Source organism: Enterococcus sp. DIV0970a (genome assembly GCF_051711265.1).
In the GTDB taxonomy this organism is placed as follows: domain Bacteria; phylum Bacillota; class Bacilli; order Lactobacillales; family Enterococcaceae; genus Enterococcus_D; species Enterococcus_D casseliflavus.
In genome coordinates this window covers 2,556,729-2,573,456 of record NZ_JBIOMF010000001.1, presented here as the reverse complement: position 1 = coordinate 2,573,456, position 16,728 = coordinate 2,556,729, and the positions used below count along the sequence as shown (strand labels likewise).

Annotated in this window: 19 protein-coding genes; all 19 read left to right on the top strand. The window is 43.0% G+C overall.

Annotated features, from left to right (window positions below):
- The first annotated feature begins 39 nt into the window (after positions 1–39).
- Complete coding sequence (locus IGK14_RS12385; RefSeq protein ID WP_010749799.1) at positions 40–792, top strand: alpha/beta hydrolase; 753 nt, start codon at positions 40–42, stop codon at positions 790–792.
- Positions 793–795: 3 nt separating this feature from the next.
- Positions 796–3,156: a ribonuclease R gene (gene rnr, locus IGK14_RS12380; RefSeq protein ID WP_154694596.1), complete on the top strand. Its 2,361-nt coding sequence runs from the start codon at positions 796–798 to the stop codon at positions 3,154–3,156.
- Positions 3,157–3,171: 15 nt separating this feature from the next.
- A complete protein-coding gene (gene smpB, locus IGK14_RS12375; RefSeq protein ID WP_008380870.1) occupies positions 3,172–3,630 on the top strand; it encodes an SsrA-binding protein SmpB in 459 nt (152 codons plus the stop codon).
- Positions 3,631–3,923: 293 nt separating this feature from the next.
- Positions 3,924–4,643: a F0F1 ATP synthase subunit A gene (atpB, locus tag IGK14_RS12370; RefSeq protein ID WP_008380872.1), complete on the top strand. Its 720-nt coding sequence runs from the start codon at positions 3,924–3,926 to the stop codon at positions 4,641–4,643.
- Positions 4,644–4,675: 32 nt separating this feature from the next.
- The gene (gene atpE, locus IGK14_RS12365) at positions 4,676–4,888 is read left to right on the top strand and encodes an ATP synthase F0 subunit C (RefSeq protein ID WP_005228705.1); all 213 of its coding nucleotides are present in this window, start codon (positions 4,676–4,678) and stop codon (positions 4,886–4,888) included.
- An 88-nt stretch (positions 4,889–4,976) separates the two neighbouring features.
- On the top strand, positions 4,977–5,501 hold the full coding sequence (gene atpF / locus IGK14_RS12360) for a F0F1 ATP synthase subunit B (RefSeq protein WP_005228706.1): 525 nt from the start codon (positions 4,977–4,979) through the stop codon (positions 5,499–5,501).
- The gene (locus tag IGK14_RS12355; RefSeq protein WP_010749797.1) at positions 5,488–6,030 is read left to right on the top strand and encodes a F0F1 ATP synthase subunit delta; all 543 of its coding nucleotides are present in this window, start codon (positions 5,488–5,490) and stop codon (positions 6,028–6,030) included. Before atpF ends, IGK14_RS12355 begins: the two co-directional genes overlap by 14 nt.
- A 23-nt stretch (positions 6,031–6,053) precedes the next feature.
- Positions 6,054–7,610: a F0F1 ATP synthase subunit alpha gene (atpA, locus tag IGK14_RS12350; RefSeq protein ID WP_005228708.1), complete on the top strand. Its 1,557-nt coding sequence runs from the start codon at positions 6,054–6,056 to the stop codon at positions 7,608–7,610.
- 15 nt (positions 7,611–7,625) lie between these two features.
- Complete coding sequence (locus tag IGK14_RS12345) at positions 7,626–8,528, top strand: F0F1 ATP synthase subunit gamma (RefSeq protein WP_010749796.1); 903 nt, start codon at positions 7,626–7,628, stop codon at positions 8,526–8,528.
- Between the two features lie 26 nt (positions 8,529–8,554).
- The gene (atpD, locus tag IGK14_RS12340) at positions 8,555–9,961 is read left to right on the top strand and encodes a F0F1 ATP synthase subunit beta (protein WP_005231864.1); all 1,407 of its coding nucleotides are present in this window, start codon (positions 8,555–8,557) and stop codon (positions 9,959–9,961) included.
- Between the two features lie 31 nt (positions 9,962–9,992).
- Positions 9,993–10,415, top strand: coding sequence for a F0F1 ATP synthase subunit epsilon (locus IGK14_RS12335; protein ID WP_005228716.1), 423 nt, complete (start codon positions 9,993–9,995; stop codon positions 10,413–10,415).
- A gap of 160 nt (positions 10,416–10,575) precedes the next feature.
- On the top strand, positions 10,576–10,809 hold the full coding sequence (locus IGK14_RS12330; protein WP_010749795.1) for a DUF1146 family protein: 234 nt from the start codon (positions 10,576–10,578) through the stop codon (positions 10,807–10,809).
- Positions 10,810–10,899: 90 nt separating this feature from the next.
- Positions 10,900–12,192, top strand: coding sequence for a UDP-N-acetylglucosamine 1-carboxyvinyltransferase (gene murA, locus IGK14_RS12325; protein ID WP_010749794.1), 1,293 nt, complete (start codon positions 10,900–10,902; stop codon positions 12,190–12,192).
- A gap of 20 nt (positions 12,193–12,212) precedes the next feature.
- Positions 12,213–12,389 (top strand): DNA-directed RNA polymerase subunit beta, encoded by a 177-nt coding sequence (locus IGK14_RS12320; RefSeq protein ID WP_005228723.1) that lies wholly within the window; start codon positions 12,213–12,215, stop codon positions 12,387–12,389.
- 91 nt (positions 12,390–12,480) lie between these two features.
- A complete protein-coding gene (gene yidD / locus IGK14_RS12315) occupies positions 12,481–12,756 on the top strand; it encodes a membrane protein insertion efficiency factor YidD (protein ID WP_010749793.1) in 276 nt (91 codons plus the stop codon).
- A gap of 39 nt (positions 12,757–12,795) precedes the next feature.
- Complete coding sequence (locus tag IGK14_RS12310; RefSeq protein WP_010749792.1) at positions 12,796–13,254, top strand: GNAT family N-acetyltransferase; 459 nt, start codon at positions 12,796–12,798, stop codon at positions 13,252–13,254.
- Between the two features lie 125 nt (positions 13,255–13,379).
- A complete protein-coding gene (locus IGK14_RS12305; protein ID WP_005228730.1) occupies positions 13,380–14,261 on the top strand; it encodes an ROK family protein in 882 nt (293 codons plus the stop codon).
- A gap of 284 nt (positions 14,262–14,545) precedes the next feature.
- Positions 14,546–15,733 carry an ABC transporter substrate-binding protein gene (locus IGK14_RS12300; RefSeq protein WP_010749790.1) on the top strand — a complete coding sequence of 396 codons (1,188 nt, stop codon included), beginning with the start codon at positions 14,546–14,548 and terminating at the stop codon, positions 15,731–15,733.
- A 108-nt stretch (positions 15,734–15,841) separates the two neighbouring features.
- A complete protein-coding gene (locus IGK14_RS12295) occupies positions 15,842–16,720 on the top strand; it encodes a branched-chain amino acid ABC transporter permease (protein ID WP_005228742.1) in 879 nt (292 codons plus the stop codon).
- The last annotated feature ends 8 nt before the right edge of the window (positions 16,721–16,728 follow it).

Here is a 16,728-nt window from a genome sequence, read left to right as displayed (position 1 = left end):
GCTAACTATGGTAGAATTGGACGTGAGGTGAAAGGAAACATGAAAACATTTAATCAACCAAAACCGGTTTTTGCTGAACACGGCAAACGAGCGGTCATTTTGTTCCATGCCTATTCAGGCAGTCCTAACGATGTGCGCATGCTTTGTCGTTCGTTAGAACAAAAAGACTACACGGTTTATACACCGATGTTTACTGGACATGGTACACCGAATCCAGATGATATCTTAAATCAAGGAATGACTGTTTGGCAGCAGGATGCTGCGGATGCAGTTGCTTATGTGAAAGAAAAAGGCTATGAGGAAGTTGCCGTTCTTGGACTTTCGATGGGTGGGATTTTAGCGATGGATCGTTTGACGCAAGACCCAACATTGATGGGCGGCGGTCTTTTTTGCTCACCGTTATTTGAAACCAAGAACGAAGTACCAGTCAATTTTGAAAAGTATGCTGAAATGGTCATACCCTACGCTGATTTAGATGAGGCGACCCAAAAAGAAATATTGGCAGAAGTCCCTCGTAAGGTCAGAGAACAACTGCAAGGAATCGAAACAGTCGGACAAACCACAGCTGAGCATTTAGGAAAAATCGAGCGCCCAGTCTTCTTGGCGCAAGCAGGAAGGGACCAAATGATCGATCCACAGACGGTTTTCAAAACCGCAGCGGCATTGTCCCATGTTCCCTATACGCTTCAATGGTATCCCGAAAGCGGTCATGTGGTGACCGTGGGACCAGAACGGAAAAAATTAGAGCAGGATGTGTTTGCTTTCTTAGAAGCACTTGCTTGGAAAGAGTGAGTTATGACAGAAACGATTAAAACAAAAATTGTTCAGTTTCTCGAAGAAAGCCGTAAAAAAAGTTTTTCAATGGAAGAAATTGCTGAAGGTCTAGGACTTCAAAAAAGTACAGACTTTAAGAATCTTGTCCAGACAGTAGCGGCGATGGAACGAGAAGGCAGTGTGATTTTTAACAAAAAAGGCAAAGTGAAATTACCAATGAAACGAGTGTTTGTGGAAGGAACCTTCCGTGCCAACGAGCGGGGCTTCGGCTTTGTCACGTTGGATGAAGAAGAAGACGATATTTATATCCCTAAAGAAGCAACAGGCTATGCCATGGACGGCGATACCGTTGCTGTAGACATCGTGCATGTTGCCGATCCTTTTTCAGATCGCGGCGCAGAGGGAAAGGTCGTAGAAATCAAGCAACGCGCCATCAGTCAGTTGGTCGGCGAGTTTACATTATTTGACGAAAAAGAGATCGAAGAATCGGATCTATATGGCGTTGTTCAACCTAAAGATAAAAAACTAAGCGATTTAAAGGTGTTTATCGGCGCCCAAGGAATTCGTCCAGTAGACGGCAGCATCGTGATCGTTGAGATCAGCCATTATCCAGAAAAAGGCTATTCGAAAAGCTTAGAGGGGTTGATCACAAAAGTTGTGGGGCATAAAAACGATCCTGGAATGGATATTTTATCGATCGTCGTGGCGAATGGGATTCCCACAAAATTTGAGGAAGAAACCTTGGCAGCGGCAGATGCAGTACCCGATACGATCGATCCTGCTGACTTTCCAGAACGACGGGATTTGCGAGATCAACAGATCGTAACGATCGATGGAGCGGATGCCAAAGATTTGGATGATGCGGTGACGGTAAAAGCATTGCCTGACGGCAGCTTCTATTTGGGCGTGCATATCGCAGATGTTTCTTATTATGTGACAGAAAACAGTGCGTTGGACAAAGAAGCTTTTGAGCGGGGAACGAGTGTCTATCTAACGGATCGAGTGATCCCGATGATCCCACAACGTTTATCAAACGGGATCTGTTCGTTGAATCCGAATGTTCCAAGGTTGGCCATGAGCTGTGAAATGTGGATCAACCAAGAGGGGATCGTCACGGATTACAATATTTTCCAAAGTATTATTCAAACAAGTGCCCGCATGACTTATCAGGCAGTCAATCAAATTATTGAAGACAATAATCCAGAAACCAGCAAAGAATATGGGGAACTAGTACCGATGTTCCATGATATGGCCGCCTTGCACCACGTGTTAGAAACGATGCGGATCAAGCGTGGGGCGGTTTCTTTTGAAGACCGCGAAGCGAAAGTCTTGGTCGATGGAGAAGGACACCCGCAAGAAATCGTTCTGCGAGAACGTGGCGTCGGCGAACGATTGATCGAGTCCTTCATGTTGGCAGCCAATGAAACCGTGGCGCGCCATTTCAATCGGAAGCATTTACCATTTATTTATCGGATCCATGAGGAACCAAAAGAAGAGAAAATGCGTCGCTTCTTTGATTTTGCTTCTGCTTTAGGGATTGTAGTCAAACAAACCAACGGCTCGATCTCACCAAAACAACTGCAAAAAGTGGTTGAAGATGTCGCAGATAAGCCAGAGGCAATGGTTGTCAATACGATGCTGCTCAGAAGTATGCAGCAAGCGAAGTATTCAGAAGAAAACGTCGGCCACTATGGTTTGGCAGCGGAAGATTATACCCACTTCACGTCACCGATCCGTCGGTACCCCGACTTGATCGTGCATCGCTTGATTCGTTCTTACAGTGAAGATGTCTCTGAAGCCAACCAAAACAAATGGGCTGAAATCTTGCCTGACATCGCAATGCACAGCTCCCAAATGGAACGACGAGCAGTCGATGCAGAAAGAGAAGTCGATGCGCTTAAAAAAGCTGAGTATATGGCCGATAAAGTAGGAGAAGAGTTTGACGGTATCATCAGTTCCGTCGTTAAGTTTGGCTTGTTTATTGAATTGCCTAACACGATTGAAGGGCTGATCCATATCAATAATCTGAAGCAAGATTACTTCCATTATTTGGAAAACCATCTGGCACTTGTAGGTGAACGGACAGGCTTGACCTTTAAAATTGGTCAAAAAGTTCGTATCAAAGTCGTGAAAGCTGATCCTGAAACAAGAGAGATCGATTTCGAATTGGTAGCAGCAGAAGAAGTCGAAAAACTGCAAGCACCAAAAGCCAACAAACGAAACAACCATCAAAAAAATGAAGCGAACCGTCGCGGGAAAAAACAATACAACCCTGAGAAAAAACAAGGGAAACGCTTTGAACAAACCGGTAAAGGCAAGTCAAAGAAAGCTGGCAAAGTGAAAAAGAAAAAACCTTTTTACAAAGGAATCAAGAAAAAATAATTGGAGGGATGGCCCGTGCCTAAAGGAGAAGGGAAATTAATCGCCCAAAACAAAAAGGCCCGCCATGATTACACGATCCTCGATACGATCGAAGCGGGGATCGTCTTACAGGGAACAGAGATCAAAGCGATCCGTAACAGTCGGATCAATTTGAAAGACGGCTTTGTACGCATTCGCAATGGTGAGGCATTCTTAGTCAATGTGCATATCAGCCCATACGAGCAAGGAAACATTTTTAATCATGATCCACTACGGACAAGAAAACTGTTACTGCATAAAAAGCAGATTGCTCGTCTGATTGGCGAAACAAAAAATACAGGCATGACGATCGTTCCGTTAAAGGTGTATATCAAGGATGGTTATGCCAAAGTTTTGATTGGTTTAGCGAAAGGAAAACGCGAATATGACAAGCGGGAATCCTTGAAACGCAAAGATCAAGAAAGACAAATTGACCGAGTTCTTAGAAATTTCTAATTTTCTAAGAACTTCTTTTAGAATCCGATAGAGGTTATTGCTTTGAAAATCGCGCTAAATTTGGTAGCATTTAAGGGAAAGCTGTTGATATAACAGGCTTTTTCTTCCACATAGCGACACGGGGATTTTTCATTTAATTTAGGATTTTTGGCATTGTGAGTTTTTTGTCTAATTTTCTTGAAAATGCTTTGAAATTTTCCATTCGTGGTGGTATGATACCGATTGTTATGAGAGGAAACGCATTGTAACACCAGATTTTTTTCTGGAGATGACAGGAAAAGAGGTGAGAAAGATTGGAAGATAAATCGCTTATGTTTCATATCGGTCCTATATGGTTTGATGGAACTGTAGCTATGATGACAATCATTTCTTGTATTATTGTTTTTTTGGTGGTCTTTATTTGTACACGTAATCTGCAAATGAAACCGAAAGGGAAGCAGAACTTCATTGAATGGGTCATTGACTTTGTTCGCGGTATCGTAGCGGACAATCTACCAGGATCTCAAGTGAACAACTTTCATTTGCTCGGTGTAACAATGTTTCTTTTTGTGTTTGTGGCAAATGAGATCGGGTTAGTCACAAAAATCGTGACGACAGATGACATTACCTTATGGAAAAGTCCGACAGCAGACCCGTTTGTTACACTGACACTCGCACTTATGGTTATTTCCTTGACACATTTCTTTGGGATCAAGTCGTTGGGCTTCAAAAATTACTTGATCAATTCGTACTTGAAACCGGTGGGGTTCTTATTACCGCTAAAAATCATCGAAGAATTTACGAATGTCATCACGTTAGGCTTGCGTTTATATGGAAATATATTCGCGGGGGAAGTGTTATTAGGATTGATTGCCAACATGTTTATTAGTCTTGGTTGGTGGTCATTACCGATCGTGATGCCGCTAGAAATGATCTGGATTGGCTTCTCACTCTTTATTGGAGCGATCCAAGCTTATGTATTTGTTACATTGACCATGGTATTTATGAGCCACAAAATCGTGGCAGAACATTAATCGAATCGACATACAATTAGGAGGAAAAAAGAATGAACTTTATTGGAGCAGGATTAGCAATTATCGGAGCAGCAATTGGTGCAGGATATGGTAACGGACAAGTAATCGCAAAAACGATCGAATCAATGGCACGCCAACCTGAAATGTCAGGTCAACTACGTTCAACAATGTTTATCGGGGTCGCGTTAGTCGAAGCTGTACCGATTCTAGGGGTAGTTATCGCGCTGTTATTAGTCTTCCGATAAGACAAGCACGAAAAGGCAGAAACGAACAATTGCACTCGTTTTTGCTTTTTTCTAATGAAACAATGACTTTCAGAAAGGAAGAATCGTTATGCTAAATCAGTTGGTTATAGCGGAAGTTCAAAATCCAATGCTTGGCAATATTATTGTTGTCAGCGGATCAATTCTTCTTTTGCTATTCTTATTGAAACATTTTGCATGGGATGCCATCAGCAGCATGATGCAAAAACGGGAAGATAAAATCGCCAATGATTTGGATTCAGCGGAACAATCACGCTTGAATGCAGCAAAATTAGAAAAAGAACGCCAAGAAAAATTGGCACGTTCTCATTCTGAAGCTGCGGAGATCATCAAGAGCGCCAAAGATAGCGGGGAATTGAGTCGACAAAATATTTTGAGCGAGACTAAAGAAGAAGTGGCTCGTTTGAAAGAAAAAGCAAACTCAGACATCACCCTTGAAAAAGAAACTGCGTTAAAAGAAGTGAAAGATGATGTTGCAGAACTTTCGCTTCAAATCGCAGAAAAAATCTTAGGACGCGAATTGACTCCCGAAAATCATGAATCCCTAATCAATCAATATATCGAAGGATTGGGTTCAGTTAATGAAACTCGATAAATTCACAGTGGGAAAACGCTATGGAAAAGCCTTGTTCGAATTGGCGATGGAAGAACAGCGCTTGACAGAAGTTTACCAAGAATTAATGACCTTGCGTCAGATTTATCAGGAGATTCCAACATTCGGTCAGATCGTGACGGATAACCGCTTGGATCTCCATGAAAAAAGACAATTAGTCGATCAATTGCTGAAGGGCTTTGAAGGCTTGGTCAGAAATTTCTTAGAGATCGTTTATGAATATGATCGCATGGATGATCTATTGCTGATCATTGATGAATACGAACGTCGTTACGATGAATATCAAGGTCTTGTTCTCGGAACGATCACAACGGCTGTTGCTTTGTCAGCAGAACAAAAAAGCAAAATCGAAAAGCAAATCGCCGATAAGCTTGGGTACAAGCAGGCACAATTGAAAGAAACGGTCGATCCAACGATTTTAGGCGGAGTCATCGTTGAAGCAAATCATCAAGTGATCGACGGTAGTATTAAGAGCCAACTGGATTATCTGCGACAAAAAATCGGCAGATAAACAAGAGATAAGAGGTGAATCGGATGGCCATCAAAGCAGAAGAAATTAGTGCCTTGATCAAAGAGCAAATTAAAAATTATCAGAACGAACTTTCTGTAGAAGAAATCGGTACTGTCACATATGTTGGGGACGGGATCGCCCGCGCCCACGGTTTAGAAAATGCCATGAGTGGAGAACTGCTTGAGTTTTCAAACGGTTCTTATGGGATGGCACAAAACTTAGAATCAAACGACGTCGGGATCATCATCCTAGGTGATTTTGAAACCATTCGTGAAGGAGACAAAGTAAAACGAACCGGCAAAATCATGGAAGTTCCTGTCGGCGATGCATTAATTGGCCGGGTAGTGAATCCATTGGGGCAACCGATCGATGGCTTAGGTCCGATCGAAACAGACAAATCACGCCCAGTTGAAGCAGCCGCACCAGGTGTAATGCAACGGAAATCCGTATCGGAACCAATGCAAACAGGGTTGAAAGCTATTGATGCTTTAGTGCCAATCGGACGTGGCCAACGGGAATTAGTCATCGGTGACCGGAAAACCGGGAAAACAACGATTGCGATCGATGCGATCATCAACCAAAAAGGGCAAGACATGATCTGTATCTATGTCGCTATTGGCCAAAAAGACTCAACGGTTCGTGCACAAGTAGAAACATTACGCCGTTACGGTGCACTTGATTACACGATCGTTGTTTCAGCAGGTGCTTCACAACCAGCACCATTGCTTTACATCGCACCTTATGCCGGGGCAGCAATGGGAGAAGAATTCATGTATAACGGCAAACATGTTTTGATCGTCTTTGATGACTTATCAAAACAAGCAGTCGCTTACCGTGAACTTTCTCTACTTCTACGCCGTCCGCCAGGTCGTGAAGCATACCCAGGGGATGTCTTCTACTTGCACTCTCGTTTATTGGAACGTGCAGCGAAATTAAGTGATGAACTAGGTGGCGGATCAATGACGGCACTGCCGTTCGTTGAAACGCAAGCGGGGGATATCTCAGCCTATATCCCAACCAACGTGATTTCTATCACAGATGGACAAATTTTCTTAGAAAATGACCTGTTCTATTCAGGTGTGCGTCCTGCCGTAGCGGCTGGATTGTCCGTTTCACGGGTTGGTGGTTCTGCACAGATCAAAGCGATGAAGAAAGTTGCTGGAACCTTGCGTTTGGACTTGGCAAGTTACCGCGAGCTAGAAGCCTTCACACAATTTGGGTCTGATCTAGATGCTGCGACACAAGCCAAATTAAACCGCGGTCGTCGTACCGTTGAAATCTTAAAGCAAAAACTACATGAACCATTGGCAGTCGAAAAACAAGTCGTGATTCTTTATGCGTTGACGCATGGATTCATTGATAGTGTACCTGTCAATAAATTATTGGACTTTGAAGCAGAATTATTTGAGTATATCGAAGCAAACGCAGCAACGATTTTTGAAACCATTCGGACAACGAAAGACTTGCCAGAAGAAAGCTTGTTAGATGACACCATTAAAGCATTCAAAGATATTTTCATGGCATCCAACAGTTCTCGGGTGACACCGCAAGATAAAATATCGACAATGCAAAACGCATAAAAGAGGTGAGAGAAAATGGCTGCTTCATTAAATGAAATCAAGCAACGAATTGCCTCAACAAAGAAAACCAGCCAAATCACAAAGGCCATGCAAATGGTTTCAGCTGCAAAATTAACAAAATCTGAAGCTCATTCGAAACAGTTTCAAGTGTATGCCAACAAAGTACGTGAAATCGTTACGCATTTGACTGCGCAGCAGCTTTCCGATCTTGCAGGTTCTGGTCCTAAAGATGGTGTGAACTATAACAGTATGTTGGTTAGTCGCCCGGTCAAACGCACAGGCTATATCGTCATCACTTCTGATGGCGGTCTAGTGGGCGGCTATAATAGTTCCATCTTAAAACAAATGATGGCCATGCTGGATGAAGACCATGCAAAAGAAGAAGAGTATGTCATGATTGCCATAGGTGCAACTGGCGCTGACTTTTTCAAAGCACGGGGCATCAATTTGGCGTACGAGTTAAGAAACCTTTCGGATCAACCAAGCTTTGATGAGGTACGTAAAATCGTAACATTGGCAACCACGATGTACCAAAACGAGGTCTTCGATGAATTATATGTGTGTTATAACCATCACATCAATTCATTGACTAGCCAATTTCGTGTGGAGAAAATGTTGCCGATATCCGATTTAGATCCTGAAGAAGCCGAAAGTTATGAACAAGAATACTTGTTTGAACCTTCCAGAGAAGCGATTTTGAATCAATTACTGCCTCAATACGCTGAAAGCTTGATTTATGGTGCGATTGTTGACGCAAAAACAGCCGAGCATGCTGCCGGAATGACAGCGATGAAAACAGCAACAGATAATGCCAAAAATATTATTGGGGACTTGACGATCTCATACAACCGAGCGCGCCAAGGAGCGATCACTCAAGAAATTACTGAAATTGTGGCGGGGGCATCCGCGTTAGAATAGTTTCAAGAACGAATGGAGGAATACGAATGAGTTCAGGCAAGATTGTTCAAGTCATTGGTCCCGTTGTTGACGTGGAATTCTCTCTAGACCAATCATTACCAGATATCAACAATGCGTTGATTGTTTACAAAAAAGATGAGCAGAAAACAAAAGTTGTGTTAGAAGCTGCCCTAGAACTTGGCGACGGCGTTATCCGTACGATTGCCATGGAATCAACAGATGGCTTACAACGAGGAATGGAAGTAATCGATACAGGCGCCTCCATCTCTGTTCCAGTTGGGACAGAAACATTAGGACGGGTATTTAATGTCCTAGGCGATACCATCGATTTAGAAGCACCATTTCCTGAAGAGGCACCCCGCAGTGGGATTCACAAAAAAGCACCTGACTTTGATGAATTGTCAACAAGTACGGAGATCCTTGAAACTGGGATCAAAGTCATTGATTTGTTAGCTCCTTATTTAAAAGGGGGGAAAGTTGGACTTTTCGGTGGTGCCGGTGTTGGTAAAACCGTCTTGATCCAAGAATTGATCCACAACATCGCCCAAGAGCATGGTGGGATCTCTGTCTTCACAGGTGTTGGTGAACGGACACGTGAAGGAAATGACCTTTATAATGAAATGAAAGAATCTGGCGTTATCGAAAAAACAGCCATGGTGTTTGGACAAATGAATGAACCACCAGGTGCCCGGATGCGGGTGGCCTTGACTGGTTTGACATTAGCCGAGTACTTCCGTGATGTGGAAGGACAAGACGTGCTCTTGTTTATCGATAATATCTTCCGCTTCACTCAAGCAGGTTCTGAAGTATCTGCCTTACTAGGTCGGATGCCGTCGGCCGTTGGGTATCAGCCAACATTAGCAACTGAGATGGGGCAATTACAAGAACGGATCACATCGACGAAAAAAGGTTCCGTTACGTCTATTCAAGCCATCTATGTCCCTGCCGATGACTATACAGACCCAGCACCTGCGACTGCTTTTGCCCATTTGGATGCAACAACCAACTTGGAACGTAAATTGACCGAACAAGGGATCTATCCTGCCGTTGATCCACTGGCGTCTTCTTCTAGTGCGTTAGCACCTGAAATCGTTGGTGAAAAACATTATGAAGTAGCGACTGAAGTACAGCATGCGTTGCAACGTTATCGGGAATTACAAGACATCATCGCCATCTTAGGGATGGATGAACTGTCTGATGATGAAAAAACCTTAGTTGCCCGCGCACGCCGCATTCAATTCTTCTTGTCACAAAACTTCCACGTAGCGGAACAGTTTACGGGACAACCTGGTTCTTATGTGCCAGTTGAAGAAACCATCAAAGGATTTGCAGAGATTCTTGAAGGAAAATATGATGATCTTCCAGAAGAAGCCTTCCGCAGTGTTGGCCGAATTGAAGATGTCATTGAAAAAGCGAAAAAAATTGGCTATTAATTAACCAGCCTTGAAGAAAGAGGGGAACCTCATGGATCAATTTTTAACAGTCAATGTGGTGACACCTGCTGGTTTGGTTTACGATCATCACGCGAAAATCGTGGTTGCACGTACGACAGATGGTGAGATCGGTATTTTGCCGCACCATGCCCCAATCATCGTTCCATTGACGATTGATGAAGTCCGGGTCAAACGGATTGATTCAGATACCCATGTCGACTGGGTCGCTGTCAACGGCGGTATATTAGAAGTGCGAGACAATGTTGTCTCGATCGTAGCCGATAGTGCGGAACGTGATCGTGACATCGACGTTTCACGTGCAGAAAGAGCAAAACAGCGTGCAGAACGCCAAATCGAAGAAGCCAAACAAGTCGAGGATATCGACCAGCTTCGGCGCGCAACGGTTGCTTTGCACCGCGCCATCAATCGAATCAACGTGTCAAAACATTCCTAAAAAACAAGGGCATCTTGCCTTTGTTTTTTTGTTTCTTCAAGAAAACGTTTTAAAAACTTTTTAAAGTCTTTTCATGAAGGTTTCAAGAAAGATTATTTTTTATCTTGACATCTTTGTGGTATGATAGGAATGTTCAATTATGAAAAAAGGAGCAGGAAGTATGCAAGTGTATGGAATTGATGCAATCATTCGAATCGTGAGTCATTTAGCGTTCATCTATTTAGCATTTTGGGCATTGCAATCTGTGCGGATCGATGCTTTTTTTAAAGCTTTACGAACGACTCAGATACGAATGGTCATGGTGTTTCTTGCGATTGCATTAGGCTACATCGCCAGTACTTTTTTCCTTGAGTTGATTGCGCTATGTCGTAATTTATTTTTAACAGGTTTTTAAGAATTTCATTAATATATGCAAAAACACCGAATATTATGCTATAATTGGCAAGATTTGTGTGAGTCACTGCATTATTTGGAGGGAACATAAATGGAAGAGATGATCGTTCAAGGTGGTAATCGATTAACTGGAACAGTGAAGATCGAAGGGGCAAAAAATGCTGTTCTACCTATCTTAGCGGCAAGCTTATTAGCGGAAGAAGGAACAACGACATTAACAAATGTACCGATCCTTTCCGATGTATTAACAATGAAAGAAGTGATTCGGCATTTAAATGTCGCAATCGATTTTGAAGAAGAAAACAACACAATGACGATCGATGCGTCACAAGAATTAGCAATCGAAGCACCGTATGAGTATGTGAGCCAAATGCGCGCTTCAATCGTAGTCATGGGGCCTTTGTTAGCCCGTAATGGACATGCCAAAGTGGCAATGCCTGGCGGCTGTGCAATCGGCAAACGACCAATTGATTTACATTTGAAGGGATTTCAAGCACTAGGCGCGCAAATCATCCAAAAAGATGGATACATAGAAGCGATCGCCGATGAGTTAAAAGGCAATAGCATTTACTTGGATTTCCCAAGTGTCGGCGCCACGCAAAATATCATGATGGCTGCCGTAAAAGCTAAAGGCATCACCATCATCGAAAACGTCGCTCGTGAGCCAGAAATCGTTGATTTAGCAAACATTTTGAATAAAATGGGTGCCAAGGTCTTTGGTGCAGGAACCGAAACGATGCGTATTGAAGGTGTCGAACACCTGCATGCAGTAGAACATTCGATCGTCCAAGACCGTATCGAAGCAGGAACCTTTATGGTTGCAGCAGCAATGACTCAAGGAGACGTTATTATTAAAGATGCGATCTCAGAGCACAATCGTCCATTGATTTCAAAATTGATCGAAATGGGCGCAGAAGTGACTGAAGTCGCTGAAGGGATTCGTGTGGTCGGACCAGAACGCTTGAAAGCGACTGATGTAAAAACGATGCCACATCCAGGTTTTCCTACGGACATGCAAGCGCAAATGTCTGCTATTCAATTATTAGCACAAGGAACGAGTGTTGTGAATGAAACGGTATTTGAGAATCGTTTCCAACATTTAGAAGAAATGCGTCGCATGAATGCCCATGTAAAAATTGACGGCAACGTTGCAGTGATCGAAGGCGGTCATGAATTACAAGGTGCGCTGGTCTATGCGACAGATTTACGTGCCGCAGCAGCGTTGATTTTATTAGGTTTGCGTTCAACGGGACGGACGCGTGTTCGCAATCTAAAATATTTGGATCGCGGCTACTACAAATTCCACGAAAAATTGCAACAATTAGGGGCATCTGTTGAACGAGTTTCTGACGCAGTAGAAGAAGTCGTACCAGTTAACGCCTAATAGGAGTAGGAGAGAAAAAAGTGAAGTTGAACCGTTATATTTTAACTAGCTTGATAAAAATTTTAATCGTCATTTTATTAGCTATTTTATTGTTCCTAGCAGGAACGATGATTGGTTATGGAGTGATCGGTGACGGCAGTCCTTTTAAAGTATTCTCTCCAAGTCTTTGGAATCATATCTTTGAGTTTATGAAATAAACCATAACTAGGACTTACGCCACGTGCTGAGTCCTAGTTTTTTCTATCTATCTTTACTGAATCGTACGCTAAAAAGAAAGGCTGGCAAGGAATGAGTAAACTTTTGATCGGCTTTGTTCGTTTCTATCAACGTTTTATTTCCCCATTATTTCCTCCTAGCTGTCGTTATTATCCGACTTGCTCAGGATACATGATCCAAGCCATCCAAGTCCATGGAGCAGCCAAAGGAGGCTTGATGGGGGTAGTTCGTATCTTACGCTGCCATCCCTTTGTAAAAGGCGGAATAGATTACGTACCCCAGACGTTTACTTTAAAACGAAATACGAAAGACAAAGTCAAACCAACGTACCGTTATCGGAAAAGTTAAAAGGAATCAACAGAAATATAAAAAAGGAGCCAAAAAGCCATGATTCGTCCAATCGCCCCTAATGAAGCGTATCCTTGGGCGTTGCTGCTGGATGCAGATCCTGATAAAGCAGTCGTAGAAAGCTATCTATATAATAGCCAAACACTTGTTTATGAAGAAGCTGGAGAAATGATTGGTGTGCTAGTTTATCAAAATCAAGGCAAGAACTGGGAGATTATGAATGTGGCCGTTTCGCCAGAAAAGCAAGGAATGGGCATCGGTCGTCAATTGCTGCAAGCTGCCGAAGAAGCGATCCTCAGTCAGCGCCTCGGGGCAAAACGGCCGATCGTAGTGATCAAAACTGGTAGTCTGCCCTCTGCAGCCTTGACTTTGTACCAAAAGCAAGGCTATGTTGAAAAAGAGCGGGTGAAGAATTATTTCACCACCCACTATGTCGAACCGATTTTTGAGAATGGGCAGCAGCTGTTCGATCAAGTGATTTTGGAAAAACAACTCTAATGGATGAAGAGACAGTCTAAGTGAATGAGACTGTTTTTTTTCTTGTCCTCGGAAATCGCTTTCTTCAAGCGCTGACTTGCGGTAAAATAGACAGTATCAGAATAATAAAGGATTGAGGGAAAAAAATGGCGATTTTAGTCTTTGATATGGGTGGTTCAGCAGTAAAATATGGCGTCTGGGCACAAGATTCTTTGGTGAGTAAAGGGAAGTTCACTACTCCAAATACTTGGGAGGAAATGAAAGCACAGCTGCAGCAAGTGAGGGCAAGCGTAGATGAAGAGATTGAAGGCGTTGGAATCAGTGCGCCAGGTGCGGTCAATGCCCAAGAACGGCGGATCGACGGCATTAGTGCGATCCCTTATATCCATGGGTTTGATATTTACTCAGAACTCGAAGCAGCGTTTGGGGTACCCGTAACCATCGAAAATGATGCCAATTGCGCTGGGATGGCTGAGTTTTATCAAGGAGCGGGCAAAGAGTATCAGCAAGCAGCCTTCGTTGTGATCGGAACAGGCGTTGGCGGTACCTTGTTTCAAAATGGTGAGCTAGTCCGTGGGGCACATTTATACGGTGGCGAATTTGGGTTGATGATCCTAGATCAAGGCAAAACATTTTCGCAACTAGGGACAGCGGTTCAGATGGCCTGGCGGTATTGTGATCGGATCGGAGTGGATCGAACGACGATTACCGGTGAAGAGGTCTTTCAACGTGCAGAAGATGGCGATGCCATTGCGATCGAGGAAGTCAATAAATTTTACAACTATTTAGCACAAGGACTGTTCAGTATTCAGTTTGCTTTTGATCCTGAAGTGATCATTATCGGCGGTGGTGTCAGTGCCAAAAAAGGCTTGTTAGAAGAAGTTGACCAGCGCTTGAAAAAAATGTTGGCGGATCAAGCATTAAATGATTTCGTCCCACTGATCAAGCTATGTGACTATCGCAATGATGCCAATTTAGTTGGGGCGGCGGCAAATTTTCAAGCATTGTATCCACGAAACAGCCGCTAACATGAGGATGTAATGTTTTCAAACGTCCGTTTGATGAAAAAAGTAGCGAATCAAAGCATACCAGCAGCAAGCAAAGGGGAAAAAACTTTGCTTGCTTTTCTTTTTATCCAACAATTAGAAAAGCGATTCCATTGTTGCTGGATCAATGTTTTAAAAGCACCGTTTTTTATCGGCGAAAAAAATAAATTCTGAATAGGTGAAATATTCTGATAATTCGTTGACATTTCCTCGATTTTTCAGTATATTGGATAACATATTCAGGGGAAGTAAAGGAGAGGAAAATTATGAAAAAGAAATTTGCATTTTTGTTTGCGAGTTTGTTTTTATTGACAGCTTGTAGTGCAGGACCAACAGGTGGACCAACGGATAGCAGTGGTGCTGCTGAAGGTGGCAATAAACAAGAGGGAGATACCATTAAGATTGGTGCCAACTTAGAGTTGTCTGGAGCAGTTGCTGCTTATGGGACGGCTGAAAAAGAGGGGATCGACTTGGCAGTCGAAGAAATCAATGCTGCCGGCGGCGTTCTTGGAAAACAAATTGAAATCATTTCGAAAGATAACAAATCAGATAACAATGAAGCGGCGACAGTAGCAGCCAACTTAGCAACCAACGATAAAGTCGTTGCCATTATTGGACCAGCAACTTCAGGTGCCACAAAGGCGGCTTTACCGAATGTGACGAGAGCCCAAGTACCGATGGTCACTCCTTCAGGTACCGATGATGCGATTACTTACACCAGTGGAAAAGTCCAAGAATTTGCGTTCCGTTCTTGTTTCCAAGATAGCTTCCAAGGAACAATCTTGGCAAAATATGCAGCAGAAAATTTGGATGCTTCAAAAGCCGTAATTTTGGGTGATAACTCAAGTGACTACGCAATTGGTTTGACGGAAGCATTTAAAGAAAGCTACCCAGGCGAAATCGTCTTAGAGGATAACTTTACCGAAGGCGACAAAGATTTCCAAGCAGTTCTTACAAGAATCAAAGATGTCGACTTCGATGTCTTGTTCATTCCAGGCTACTACACAGAAGCTGGTTTGATCATCAAGCAAGCGCGAGAATTAGGAATTGATCAAGCAATCATTGGTGCGGATGGATTCGGTGATGAAAAAATGGTTCAAACAGCTGGTGCAGAAAATGTCAGCAATGTTTACTATACAGGTCACTTCTCTACCAAAGCACCAGCAAACGACAAAGTTGAGCCGTTTGTGGCAGCATTCAATGAAAAATATGGCAAAGAGCCTTCTGCTTTTAATGCATTAGCCTATGATGCCGTTTATATGATCAAACAAGCGATCGAAGATCAAAACTCAGCAGATTCATTGGCGATCGCAGCTGGTTTGTCTGAACTGAAAGACTTTGTCGGTGTGACCGGTGAAATCACGATGGATGAAAATCATAACCCTGAAAAATCAGCAGTTGTTTTAGGATTGACTGACGGGAAAGAAACCTCAGCAGACACTGTGGAACCTTAAAAACCTGCAGTTGTTTGGCAGTGAAAACTGGGACAGACCTGATGTGTTTGTCTCAGTTTCTTTTCTCTGACGAGAAGAACCATAATAAATGATATTGGAAGTGAGTATATGGAAATGATGATCCAACAATTGATCAACGGCTTGTTTCTAGGCAGTATCTATGCCTTGTTAGCGTTGGGTTATACGATGGTGTATGGCATCATCAAGTTGATCAACTTCGCCCACGGAGAAGTTTATATGATCGGTAGTTTTATCGGTTACTTTTTGATCAATCAATGGCAATTAGGGTTTTTCCCAGCGTTGTTTATTTCAATGATCGCCAGTGCAGCTCTTGGGGTAACGATCGAATTTTTAGCGTATCGTCCTTTGAGAAATTCCACGCGAATTTCGGCACTGATCACGGCAATCGGGGTTTCTTATTTTTTGCAAAATGTCATGATCTTTTTCTTTTCAGCCAATGTGCGCCCCTTTCCGCAAGCGATTGAACGACAAACTTATTCCATCGGATTTGTTCAAGTAAGTAATGTCCAGTTATTGATCTTGGCTGTTTCGGTTACCTTAATGATTCTCTTGCAATTGATCGTGAAAAAGACCCGTATGGGAAAAGCGATGCGGGCAGTAAGTGTTGATGCAGATGCCGCGCGTTTGATGGGGATCAATGTCAATCGAACGATTTCCTTTACCTTTGCCTTAGGCTCGGCTTTGGCTGCAGCTGGCGGGATGCTGATCGGTTTGTATTATAATTCCATTGATCCATCAATGGGCGTCGTTCCTGGTCTGAAATCTTTTGTTGCAGCGGTTCTTGGCGGGATCGGGATCATTCCTGGAGCAGCCTTAGGTGGCTTTGTGATCGGTTTGGTGGAAACAGCAGCGACAGCGCTTGGTTTTTCTGATTATAAGGATGCTTTAGTGTATGTCATTTTAATAATTATATTGTTGGTTCGTCCAGCTGGGATCCTCGGCAAAAATATCAAAGAGAAAGTGTAGGTGGCAGA

Excerpts from the sequence above, each read along its gene's own strand:
- IGK14_RS12385 (WP_010749799.1), top strand. The coding sequence starts at position 40 with ATGAAAACATTTAATCAACCAAAACCGGTTTTTGCTGAACACGGCAAA.
- rnr (WP_154694596.1), top strand. The coding sequence starts at position 796 with ATGACAGAAACGATTAAAACAAAAATTGTTCAGTTTCTCGAAGAAAGC.
- atpE (WP_005228705.1), top strand. The coding sequence starts at position 4,676 with ATGAACTTTATTGGAGCAGGATTAGCAATTATCGGAGCAGCAATTGGT.
- atpF (WP_005228706.1), top strand. The coding sequence starts at position 4,977 with ATGCTAAATCAGTTGGTTATAGCGGAAGTTCAAAATCCAATGCTTGGC.
- IGK14_RS12355 (WP_010749797.1), top strand. The coding sequence starts at position 5,488 with ATGAAACTCGATAAATTCACAGTGGGAAAACGCTATGGAAAAGCCTTG.
- atpA (WP_005228708.1), top strand. The coding sequence starts at position 6,054 with ATGGCCATCAAAGCAGAAGAAATTAGTGCCTTGATCAAAGAGCAAATT.
- IGK14_RS12345 (WP_010749796.1), top strand. The coding sequence starts at position 7,626 with ATGGCTGCTTCATTAAATGAAATCAAGCAACGAATTGCCTCAACAAAG.
- atpD (WP_005231864.1), top strand. The coding sequence starts at position 8,555 with ATGAGTTCAGGCAAGATTGTTCAAGTCATTGGTCCCGTTGTTGACGTG.
- IGK14_RS12335 (WP_005228716.1), top strand. The coding sequence starts at position 9,993 with ATGGATCAATTTTTAACAGTCAATGTGGTGACACCTGCTGGTTTGGTT.
- IGK14_RS12330 (WP_010749795.1), top strand. The coding sequence starts at position 10,576 with ATGCAAGTGTATGGAATTGATGCAATCATTCGAATCGTGAGTCATTTA.
- murA (WP_010749794.1), top strand. The coding sequence starts at position 10,900 with ATGGAAGAGATGATCGTTCAAGGTGGTAATCGATTAACTGGAACAGTG.
- yidD (WP_010749793.1), top strand. The coding sequence starts at position 12,481 with ATGAGTAAACTTTTGATCGGCTTTGTTCGTTTCTATCAACGTTTTATT.
- IGK14_RS12310 (WP_010749792.1), top strand. The coding sequence starts at position 12,796 with ATGATTCGTCCAATCGCCCCTAATGAAGCGTATCCTTGGGCGTTGCTG.
- IGK14_RS12305 (WP_005228730.1), top strand. The coding sequence starts at position 13,380 with ATGGCGATTTTAGTCTTTGATATGGGTGGTTCAGCAGTAAAATATGGC.
- IGK14_RS12300 (WP_010749790.1), top strand. The coding sequence starts at position 14,546 with ATGAAAAAGAAATTTGCATTTTTGTTTGCGAGTTTGTTTTTATTGACA.
- IGK14_RS12295 (WP_005228742.1), top strand. The coding sequence starts at position 15,842 with ATGGAAATGATGATCCAACAATTGATCAACGGCTTGTTTCTAGGCAGT.